Below are 11,094 nucleotides of genomic sequence, written 5' to 3'. Positions count from 1 at the left end.
GAGCTATGAGGCTTATAGAGTCTGTCTTGTAGCTGATTTTGTCCCCCCTTCAGGTTTAATTTAACAATGTTAGATTTTCTCTAGTTTTGGGAATAATGCTGTTGATGGTTGCAATTTTTCGGCTTAATCAACAGCATGAAATCGCTTTTTTTTCCCCAAGGTAAATTATTTTGGTTATCTCTTGTATTCTGCTGTGTTTTGTGCATTGGTTTAACAGGGCTGCCAGGATTTGCAAATACGACACCATCAGTTGATAGTCTCAGAGAACAGCAGCAGGAAATTAAGCAACAGCGTGATCAGAAAATTCAACAACGCGATCGCCTGACGGATTTGCAAGAAGCCGCACAAAATCGGTTAACTGGTTTAAATGAAAATTTGCAAACTACAAATACGCAGATTCAAGACAGTGAATTAAGGTTACGCCTAGCTGGGGAAAATCTGGAAGCGTTGGAAGCAGATTTAGTTGATACAGAAAATGATTATGAACAAATTCGCACCGCTACAGTGGCTAGGTTGCGCTATCTTCAGCGATCGCCTGCTTCTCAAGGATTAGCTGTTTTACTGCAAAGCCAAAATATCAGCGACTTTATCCGCCGTCGTCATCAACTGAAGTTAGTATATCAAGCTGACCAAAGAATTTTAGCTAAACTCTACACCCAAGCAGACTTGATTAATCAACAAAAAACCGCAGTTGAACAGCAAAAAAACGAAATTGCTTTGATTCGTCAGCAGTTACTTTTACAAAAAGCTAATTATCAAGTTGAGGCGGAATCACAATCAGAGTTGGTTTCTCGTTTAAATAGCGATCGCCTAGCCTTAGAAGCCGCACAAAACCAGCTAGATAGAGATTCACAAAATTTAGAAACCTTAATTCAACAAAAAGTTGCAGCAGCCCAAGCCAAAGCTAATAGCCGCACAAACATATTTATTCGGGGAACGGGGATACTCGCTCTTCCTAGCAATGCACCCCATAGCAGCGCCTTTGGTTGGCGGATACACCCAATTTTAGGATATCGTCGCTTTCACTCTGGGTTAGATTTTGCCGCTAGTTATGGTACTAAAATTAGAGCCGCCGATTCTGGAAATGTGATTTTTGCAGGTTGGTTTGGCGGTTATGGCAGAACTGTGATTATTGATCACGGAAATGATAAAACTACTTTGTATGCCCACGCCAGTGAGTTGTATGTCTACGAAGGACAATCTATACAACGGGGAGAGGCGATCGCATCTGTCGGTTCCACTGGTTTATCTACAGGGCCTCACCTGCATTTTGAAGTCCGTCGTAATGGTACACCTGTAAATCCGGCTGAATATTTTTAAAACTGTGATATAATGGGAGCAAAGTTAGGGCGCGTGGCTCAGTGGATAGAGCAACAGATTCCGGTTCTGTGGGTCGGGGGTTCAAATCCCTCCGCGCTCGTTGATTTTAACATAAACTAATCTAGATACCCGCAGTTATCGATATAACCTGTAAGCATTCTGATATTGAAAAGCTTGCTTAAAAGGGCTTTCACCGGATATTTTTAGGCTGGCTGCTGCCCTTTCTGCGATCGCAGTATCACTAAAAAGAAACGTTACCCATTCTTCAAAATACCACTCTAGTAGTTTTTCTTCCTTGGGGGTAAAGGGGACAGTAATCGTAACTGGGTATTCTCCGCCATCAAATTAGAGAATTGTGGCTAATCCGGTATCTATTCGCCGTTCTTCTCTAATTGCGATGACTTTATTCGCCCCATTCCTAATTCCCCACTCCCCACTCCCTATTTTTCAATATCTCAGTGATTGTTTCCGCAGGTTGAGGACGACTGAAGTAAAAACCTTGACCTTCTTCACAGCCCCGTTTTTGTAAGTAGTGAACCTGTTCTTGGGTTTCTATCCCTTCCGCAGTGATATTTAATCTGAGGTTTTTTGCTAAGGCAATGATGGCATCAGTAACAGCAGCGCTATCAGGATTGGATGTCACATCTTGGACAAAGGAGCGATCAATTTTTAGCATATTCACAGGAAAGCGCTTTAAGTAACTCAGGGAAGAATAGCCTGTACCAAAATCATCCAAGGCTAGAGATATCCCCAGTTCTCTTAATTCCCGTAAAATTTTCATAGAGCTATTAATATCAGCCATCAAGAAACTTTCTGTGACTTCTAGCTCTAAGTAAGCAGCGTCCATTCCTGTCTCATGGAGAATTTGGCTGACGAGTTCTACTAAATTTGGTTGTTCAAACTGTCGTGCTGATAGATTTACGGAAATCCGGATGGGGGGAAATCCCTCCGTCTGCCAAGCACGGTTTTGAGTACAGGCAGTTCGCAACACCCATTCACCAATGGGGAGAATGAAACCGTTGGCTTCTGCAATGGGAATAAATTTAACCGGAGAAACTAAACCTTTGATGGGATGTTTCCAGCGAACGAGGGCTTCCATAGCCTTGACTTGTCCGCTCTGTAAGTCAATTAATGGTTGGTAATAAACTAGCATTTCACCCCGCTCTAAAGCACCATATAATTGTTCTTCTAAGGTTAGCCGCTCCTGTAACTGGGCGTTCATCTCTGGTGAATAGAACTGGTATTGACTAGACCCTGGCTGTTGCATTTGGTACAGCGCTATGTGAGCCTGTTGCAAGATTTGATCTACAGTATTAGCATCTTCTAAATTATTAATTGTCATACCAATACTGGCTGTGATATGAATCCGCTTACCCTCGATAAAGAAGGGTTTGGCTAGATTACTCAGTAATAATTGGCAGAGATTAATTAAAGTCTCAATGGAAAGAATTTCCATGCGGGCGATCGCAAATTCATCTTTACTACAACGCGCCAGGATATCTGTGGGTGCTATGGAGTTAGTTAAACGCTGGGCGATGGTTCTGAGTAGTAAATTGGATGTTTGATGATCTAAGGTCTGACTGACTGAGTTAAAGTCATTAATACGGAGCAAAAACACCACTATCAGCCGGTGCATATTTTGAGGCTGGGATAAAATATGATGCAGGCGATCGCAAAATAAATCCCGATTAGGTAATCCAGTCAGATCATCATAGTTACTGATGTAGTGAATTAACCCATCTAGTTTGTGAATCGTTTGTGAAGTATCTGCCATCAATGTACCTACTTCATCAGTAAATTCCGTGGGTAGTTGCGGTAATGTTTTACTGTTTAAATAGTTTTGCAACGCCACAGATGTCAGAATCACTGGAGCTAACAAATTATTGATGGCATAAAGCGTGACTACCGTACCTGCTAACGTCGCCAACAGTGCAATCACCAGAATTGGCAAAGCTATATCCCAGGAATAGGAGTTTGAGATCACAAAACTAAAAAATAAAGTCAGAAGTGGTATATGAGTACCGATAAATGCCACCACCATGATTTTGGCGGTATAACTTTTCTTGAGGAATGGCATTCCAGCTAGAAAAGAATATAAGTCAAGTTGGTGCTTGCCTTTCATAGATGCTGACCAAGATTGAGGTTGGTAAATTGGTTCCCAAGTAGCCCAGCAAGTCAAATAAATTACTATGACAACTAACCAATTATTTGTTTTATTATTCCCTAAACTATGACTGATTCGATACCTTAAATATGCGTAACTTTTGGATAAACTGGGCTAATTGAATATTTCACTAATATGAGCTTCTGTTTGATCGGCAATGCGATAATTAAGCTCAGTCACATTGCTTTGACCAATACATTCACAAAACTGACAAGGCTAAAACAGTGTATTGTGCAGACTAGGATATTAAAGTTTTGGACTAGCCACAAGCAACAGCGATCGCTCTTACCCAAAATCATGCCAGGATATTACTATAAGTAGTGTTTAAGTGGACTAACATTTTAACTTATGTTTAGTACATTTACTCGTATTATGCTGACAATTACTTGTAGATCGAAAAAGCTACAGTTCCCACGAAACATACTTGTCGCCCTTGAAAAAAAAATTAGCGGACACTTTTGAGTTACTAACTAAGTCATCTATCTGACTGTGCTAATTTGCTTCTATTTATCGGAGGCAAATATTTGTTGTGGATGAAAGAAACAACTAACGACCAATAAACAAACCCTTTAGTAAGCATAAATTTTAGTAGATGATATGATTAGGAAGTTTGATCACACAAAAATATGGCGACCATGGAGAGCTAACACATTATTCAAGGCTATGAAGTTACCTTTGATTGTGCGATCGCTTTGCAGCGCTACGCAATCGCTCAAAAGTTTCTTTCCCATTCTTGCCTGCATATCATTTATTACAGCACTGCTACTGAATAGTTTTAGTCCAGTAATGGCACAGTTACCGCGTCAAGAGATTCGCGGAGTTTGGATGACCAGCAATGATTTAAACATCCTCAAAGATCGTGCCAAAGTCCAATCAGCCATGACTCAATTACAGGAGCTAAACTTTAACACCATCTATCCTGTAGTGTGGAATTCTGGTTATGTGATGTACCCCAGTGCTGTGGCACAACGCGCAGGTATCCAGCCCTTTGTCTTTCGAGGTACAGATGGACATGATATTCTTCAAGATTTAATTACCCAAGCCCATGGCCGGGGACTCTTAGCAATTCCTTGGTTTGAGTTTGGTTTTATGGCTCCCCCCACCTCAGAACTAGCATTAGATTATCCCCAGTGGCTGACACAAAAACAGGACGGTAGCCAAACTTCCATTAGTGCGGCTGGTGAAGTTGTCTGGCTCAATCCTTTCCATCCCGAAGTACAGCAATTTATCACTGATCTCGTCGTAGAGACTGTGACTCAATATGATGTCGATGGCATTCAATTTGATGACCACATGAGTTTGCCCCAGGAATTTGGTTATGATCCCTACACAATTAGCTTGTATACTGAAGAAACCAGAAATCGTCCTCCCAGCAATCCCAATGATCCGGGATGGATACGCTGGCGGGCAGATAAAATTACAGACTTTATGGTGCGACTCAACCAAGCTGTAAAAGCCAGAAAACCCAATGCGATTTTCTCGGTTTCTCCCAACTACTACGATTTTGCATATAGGCTTCAACTCCAAGACTGGCTAGCTTGGATGCGGCAAAATATTGTAGATGAGCTAATTGTGCAGATTTATCGCCCCGATTTGCAAAGCTTCGTGTCTAATATTTCCCGCCCAGAAATTCAAGAAGCCCAACAAGTGATTCCCACAGGTATCGGTGTGATGACAGGTTTACGCAATCAACCTGTTTCCATACAACAAATTCAGGCTCAAGTCAGGGCTGCCCAAGAACGGGGTTTAGGTGTCTCCTTCTTCTATTACGAAACACTTTGGAACTCTGCCCCAGAACCTGCAACGAAAAGGATAGCGGGGTTTCAAAGTCTTTTCCCCACTCCCGCCTTCCGTTCAGCAATGCGGTCAGGAAACTAGATAAAAAGTGCTGGGTGCTGAGTAAGTTTCTTCTCCCCTGCACCCTACCCCCTGCCTACCTCAGCAATGGAATGTTTTTTTAATTGGAAGTCCCTTACCCCAAAAACAGCTTATAGGCAGGATTTTGACTTTCATCCCAATAACGATAGCCCAGGGTATCCAGAAAACCTTGCCATTCCGCCATTTCTTCGGGCGGTACTTGCATTCCCACCACAATTCGGCCATAATCTGCGCCATTGTTGCGGTAGTGGAACATACTAATATTCCAATTGGGACTCATCGAACCCACAAACTGCATTAATGCGCCAGGACGTTCGGGAAATTCAAAACGGTAAAGTAATTCATTATGTGCTAAGGGAGAATGACCACCCACCATGTGCCGCAGGTGTAATTTTGTCAATTCGTCATCTGTTAAATCAATGGTTTGGAAACCGCAACTTTCAAAATTTTCCACCATTTTTACCGCATCGGCGCGGTTTTGAATTTGCACACCGACAAAAATATGAGCTTCTGTTTGATCGGCAATGCGATAATTAAACTCAGTTAGATTGCGTTGACCAATACATTCACAAAACTGACGCAGACTACCCTGTTTTTCTGGAATTGCCACTGCAAAGATAGCTTCCCGACGTTCGCCAAATTCGGCTCGTTCTGCCACAAACCGCAGACGGTCAAAGTTCATGTTAGCACCGCAAGCCACAGCAACTAAAGTTTGTCCTTGGATTTGTTCCCGTTCACTGTAAGCTTTAGCAGCTGCGATCGCCAAAGCCCCAGCAGGTTCTAAAATAGAACGTGTATCCTCAAACACATCTTTAATCGCCGCGCAGGTATCATCCGTATCCACCAAAATAATTTCATCCACATAATTCTGACAGAGACGGAAAGTTTCTTCCCCCACTTCTCGCACCGCCACCCCATCTGCAAATAAACCCACCTGAGACAACCGTACCCGATGTCCCGCCTTCAGTGATTGCGACATCGCATCAGCATCCACAGGTTCAACACCAATAATTTTGATTTCCGGACGCAAGCGTTTCACATAAGCCGCAATTCCCGCAATCAAACCACCGCCACCAATAGCCACAAAAATAGCATGGATAGGTTGCTGATATTGCCGTAAAATTTCCATCCCAATTGTCCCCTGTCCGGCAATCACATCAGGATCATCAAAGGGATGAATAAAAGTCAGTCCTTTTTCTGCCTCTAGTTCACGAGCATAACCATAGGCATCATCATAGGTATTACCATGCAATACCACCTCTCCTCCCCTAGCCTTCACTGCATCTATTTTTACCTGGGGAGTAGTCACCGGCATCACAATAATTGCTCTTGTTCCCAAGCGACTAGCAGCTAAAGCCACACCTTGAGCGTGATTCCCCGCAGAAGCCGCAATCACACCTTGCGCCAGCAATTCCGGTGTCAGATTTACCATTTTATTATAAGCACCCCGGAGCTTAAAAGAAAAAACTGACTGCATATCCTCCCGCTTCAGCAAGAGTTGATTATTCAGGCGTTTGGAGAGATTTGGGGCATACTCCAATGGTGTTTCCTGAGCAACATCATATACACGTGCAGTCAGAATTTGTACTAGGTAATCACAATACATGGGGTTAACAGGTAGATCAATTTGAGATAGATGGTTAATTTTACCCTTAGTTGTGTACCTAGCTAACCATTACTTCTTCTTCACATCACGAGCCATATTCAGAAAGTAGTCATCCATTTTGGCATTCTGGCGACGGGTTCTAGCAACGGGAGTTTCCGGAGTTTTATCCTGAGTCTTGGCAATTATTTGTTGATTTGCGGCTTGCTTGATACCTTGCGCTGAATCAGTTTCCAAGAAATAATCAGACTGAGTAAATCCCAAAACCTTGGTAACTGGAGCAAATACATTTTTGATAAAACCCCAGAGACTTGGGAAAATCACCCCAAAAAAGCCTTCAAACCGAATAAACAAGTTTTGAAAAATTTGAATTAAACGAGACATATCAGTACATACTCATGATTGCATATTACTATTGTGACGCAAGAAAATAGCTTAAGCCATCTTTGATTATTTTATACTGGCTTTTTTATCCCATTCTCCTCTTTACTAAACAATTCCATCAAAGCCACTGTACCCACAAAAAAAGTATAAACAGCATATTTCAGGGGAGCTTTTCCTTTTCCCGACGCATAAACAGCCGCAATTACCGCTTCAATTAAATGTGCTGTAATAGCAAAACGTTCAATCCAAAAGATAAAATTCAGACTACTGGGAATAGTAATATTATTGATGACTGCATAAATATTCCATAATTCCCAGGCGATCGCACCGGAAATAAAAATTGTAGAAATAACTTTAATGATCATAGCCAGAGTTTTCAGGATATTCATGCAGGTACAGGTTATCAAAATTTAAAACATAAGGCGGCAAATTGCCAAAGATGCTAACATTCCCGCAGCATCAGCACACAAAGCCGCAGGTAGTGTGTAACTTGTGCGAACAATGCCAATGCTACCAAAATATACTGCCATCACATAAAAAGTAGTTTCCGTTGAACCTTGCATAGTGGAAACTAAAAAAGACAGAAAACTGTCAGGGTCATCTTTGACAATTTCTGACATTAACCCAAAGGAACCACTACCGGAAAGTGGGCGAATTAATGCCATTGGTAAGGCTTCTGGTGGAAGGGTGATGAGTGAGGTAATGGGAGAAACTATGGCGGTGAGGATATCGAGAGCGCCACTAGCACGAAACATCCCAATGGCTACAAAAATTGCGACTAAAAAGGGAATAATCCGAATAGCAATGTCAAAGCCTTCTTTTGCCCCTTCTGTGAGAACTTCGTAAACTTTCACCCCTCGGAAATAACCAAATAACAGGAATAAACAAATTAAAATTGGTATCAGCCAGTTAGAAAGGTTACTGAGAAACACCATACTAAATATATACGGTAAGCCTCGCAGTGAGAGACGGTAAAACAGCGCCGCGAAAAATGCCACAATTAACCCACCAAAAACGATATTTCCGATCATTCCGGGGGGAATTAATTCGGTTTCGGGAATTTCATCAGCTACAGTTTTGCTATCAGTTTCGGTAATTTCTAATTCCGATTTTTCAGAAGTCAGCTTCGGGGATGCACGTCTGGCTAAAAGTTTACTCGCAATAATAGCCACGCTTGTAGAAACTATAGTCGCAATAATGGAAGGTAAAAGAATGGCGGCGGGATTGGTAGCCCCGGCACTGGCCCGGACAGTAATTACACCGAGGGGTAAGAGGGTTACAGAGGAGGTGTTAATGGCTAAGAATAAACACATGGCGGGGGTTGCGGTTCCCGGATTGGGGTTGAGTTTATTCAGTTCTGCCATTGCTTTTAAACCCATTGGGGTGGCGGCGTTTCCTAATCCCAAGGCATTGGCTGCCATATTCATCACCATTGCGGACATAGCCGGGTGATTTACGGGAACTTCGGGGAAAAGTCGGCTCATGACTGGACGAATCAATCGGGCGATGAATCGCATCATCCCTGCGGTTTCGGCAACTTTCATAATTCCCAACCACAGCGCCATTGCTCCAATTAGTCCAATGGCTAAGGTAACTGCGCTTTCTGCTGCTGTAAAGGAGGCTTCTGTTAAGGCGGCCATGTTGCCGTTATATGCTGCTACTACAGTGGCGGAAACAATCAGGAACAGCCAAATGGGATTAAGTGGCGATGATGTTTTTTTCATCTCTGGTTTTAAATCGGATTAAATAATTTTCTGCATCCTAAGCTATAGGATGACCAATTGTGAAGAGCAGTGGTGATGTTACTTAAGTAATATTTACATAGTGGCTGTTAGTATATGACATTAACAAGTAAAGATATTCAGTATATACCGCTATTATGGCTCTGATGTGCGATCGCATTCTTTTGATGGCGTGACTCAGAAAGAATCCGTTAAAAAATGTTTATCAAGCCTTAAAGAATCTTGTTAAAGCCAAAATTTTGATCTAAAGTATAATAATAGACAGATACATAGTTTAAGTTATGTAGTTTTATGAAAAAAAAACTCAATTCTATTTAAGAAATATTAGCCGCCGTTGGCAAATAGAAGTAAAAAATTTAACTAATACTGATAAGTTAATTATCCTTTCACCTTATTTGACCCCAAAAACTGCCGAATCAATTTTAAGCAACTCTAACATTAGTGAATGTGAAATATATACTGTTTTTTCATTCCATAACTTTGTATCAGGTGCGTCATCACTGAAAACTTTAAAAAAATTGTATCAACAAGGATGTAGGCTTTACCATCTACCAAGACTTCATGCAAAAATGGTTATTGCACCGGGTAAATTTGCGACTATAGGAAGCCAAAATTTAACAAGAAATGGTGTAAATAACAAAGAATCAAGCATGATAACTTATGACCAAAAGGAAATTAATCAAATTGAAAAAGCACTTGATAGTTGGTTGATACAACGCCAAGAAATCAATCTAAATATGATCGAAAATATAGAAAACCAGATAACCATATTGCGACGTAAATTAAGTTTAATAAATCGGGAAGTTAGAAAAGAAATAAATGATTTAGAGGATGAGTTTTGGAAAAATCAAGCTGAGTTAATTGAGCAAGAAAGATTATCTAGAGAAGCTGAAGAGTTAAGAAGAGCAGAAGAGAAAGCTGAAAAATTAAGGCAAGCACAATTACAGGAACAAGCTAGAAAAGCTGAAGAGTTAAGAAGAGCGCGGGAAGAAGCTGATAAAATAAGGCAAGCACAATTACAGGAAAAACTACAGAAAGAAGAACATTGGAAAGGGGTAATAAACTCTGCAAGATATAGAGTACAAAAACTATCTTCACACGGAGAGATAGATAAAGAACTTGCTAAAGAATTTATTCGTGCGTCTGCTTGCTCTGACTATAACAAGAACCGTGTTATACGTCATTCACCAGGACACGAAAAGCGTATAGAGGGTTCTCCAAATAATTGGAAAATTGAGTTTGGCGCTAATTATTTTTTAGTGGGTAAAGCTATCTGGCGTTGTCAGCAAACGATATTGGAATTTATAGAAAAATCTGAATCTGGATATGTAATACCTGTAATGGAACTCCGCGAAAGTTTAGAAAATAATGTTCACAGATCGGTAGCTAATCATGAAGAAAATGAATATGAAGGTCTCTATTCTGCCAGAAAGGACGATTTCTTAATCTTTGGAACTCAAGCTATTAAGATTTCTTCGTTTGTAAACTTAATTCTTCGTAAAGCTAAGTTAGAAGAAATTTTTCAAGCAAGTAAATCTTAATAACTGTAAACGAGGAGTATAAAAAACAAAAATTATAGGCGATCGCCCCTCTAAGCCTTGTTATGCTTTTTATTCATGTTCAAACTCAGCCAATATCTGCTGAATTTCTGCTGCTGAAATATCTTCTTGATCGGATTTTGAGTAGATAGTAACTAAAATGATTTTTGTACTGATTTTGACATAATATATCAATCGATATCCACCACTTTTACCCTTTTGAATATCACTATTTTTGACTCGTAGTTTAAAAATTGTATAGCCTACTCCAGATACCTGATCACCTGGTAATTCTCCAGATTGAAGCTGCTGAATAATTGGCTGGATATCATGACGAATACTGCGGTATTTCTTCACCAAACTCCGTAAATTACGTTGGAATTTGGCAGTTACCTCAACCTGAATTAAAGGTCAATACGGTTCAGTTAAGGCTAAAAAGCTGATTATTAATGTGAAATTTCGGAG

The 11,094-nt window shown here is 40.8% G+C and carries 9 protein-coding genes and 1 tRNA gene; 4 read left to right on the top strand and 6 right to left on the bottom strand.

Features of this window, described 5'->3' with window-relative positions; genetic code table 11:
• Positions 1-135 precede the first annotated feature (135 nt).
• The gene (locus tag ACM0OP_RS22320; protein WP_414530604.1) at positions 136-1,320 is read left to right on the top strand and encodes a murein hydrolase activator EnvC family protein; all 1,185 of its coding nucleotides are present in this window, start codon (positions 136-138) and stop codon (positions 1,318-1,320) included.
• A gap of 27 nt (positions 1,321-1,347) precedes the next feature.
• Positions 1,348-1,420: transfer RNA gene (locus ACM0OP_RS22315), tRNA-Arg, on the top strand.
• Positions 1,421-1,738: 318 nt separating this feature from the next.
• Here ACM0OP_RS22315 and ACM0OP_RS22310 read toward each other — a convergent pair.
• Entirely contained in the window at positions 1,739-3,442 is a 1,704-nt protein-coding gene (locus tag ACM0OP_RS22310; protein ID WP_414530607.1) for a putative bifunctional diguanylate cyclase/phosphodiesterase, read from the bottom strand.
• Positions 3,443-4,147: 705 nt separating this feature from the next.
• Here ACM0OP_RS22310 and ACM0OP_RS22305 point away from each other — a divergent pair.
• Positions 4,148-5,362: a glycoside hydrolase family 10 protein gene (locus ACM0OP_RS22305; RefSeq protein WP_414530603.1), complete on the top strand. Its 1,215-nt coding sequence runs from the start codon at positions 4,148-4,150 to the stop codon at positions 5,360-5,362.
• A gap of 94 nt (positions 5,363-5,456) precedes the next feature.
• Here ACM0OP_RS22305 and ilvA read toward each other — a convergent pair whose 3' ends face one another.
• From ilvA to ACM0OP_RS22285, 4 genes are all read right to left on the bottom strand, one after another.
• Entirely contained in the window at positions 5,457-6,968 is a 1,512-nt protein-coding gene (gene ilvA / locus ACM0OP_RS22300) for a threonine ammonia-lyase, biosynthetic (RefSeq protein ID WP_414530602.1), read from the bottom strand.
• Positions 6,969-7,037: 69 nt separating this feature from the next.
• The gene (locus ACM0OP_RS22295; protein ID WP_414530601.1) at positions 7,038-7,349 is read right to left on the bottom strand and encodes a threonine dehydratase; all 312 of its coding nucleotides are present in this window, start codon (positions 7,347-7,349) and stop codon (positions 7,038-7,040) included.
• Positions 7,350-7,420: 71 nt separating this feature from the next.
• Complete coding sequence (locus tag ACM0OP_RS22290; protein ID WP_414530600.1) at positions 7,421-7,738, bottom strand: hypothetical protein; 318 nt, start codon at positions 7,736-7,738, stop codon at positions 7,421-7,423.
• A 21-nt stretch (positions 7,739-7,759) separates the two neighbouring features.
• The gene (locus ACM0OP_RS22285) at positions 7,760-9,073 is read right to left on the bottom strand and encodes a nucleoside recognition domain-containing protein (RefSeq protein WP_414530599.1); all 1,314 of its coding nucleotides are present in this window, start codon (positions 9,071-9,073) and stop codon (positions 7,760-7,762) included.
• A gap of 341 nt (positions 9,074-9,414) precedes the next feature.
• Between ACM0OP_RS22285 and ACM0OP_RS22280 the strand changes: the two genes are divergently transcribed.
• Entirely contained in the window at positions 9,415-10,632 is a 1,218-nt protein-coding gene (locus ACM0OP_RS22280) for a phospholipase D-like domain-containing protein (RefSeq protein WP_414530606.1), read from the top strand.
• Positions 10,633-10,701: 69 nt separating this feature from the next.
• Here the strand turns inward: ACM0OP_RS22280 and ACM0OP_RS22275 are convergent, their stop codons facing one another.
• A complete protein-coding gene (locus ACM0OP_RS22275) occupies positions 10,702-11,034 on the bottom strand; it encodes a type II toxin-antitoxin system RelE/ParE family toxin (RefSeq protein ID WP_414530605.1) in 333 nt (110 codons plus the stop codon).
• Positions 11,035-11,094 lie beyond the last annotated feature (60 nt).

Origin of the sequence: Nodularia chucula CCY0103 (genome assembly GCF_963923915.1) — a bacterium.
GTDB lineage: Bacteria > Cyanobacteriota > Cyanobacteriia > Cyanobacteriales > Nostocaceae > Nodularia > Nodularia chucula.
This window is presented reverse-complemented; position numbering and strand designations above follow the sequence as displayed.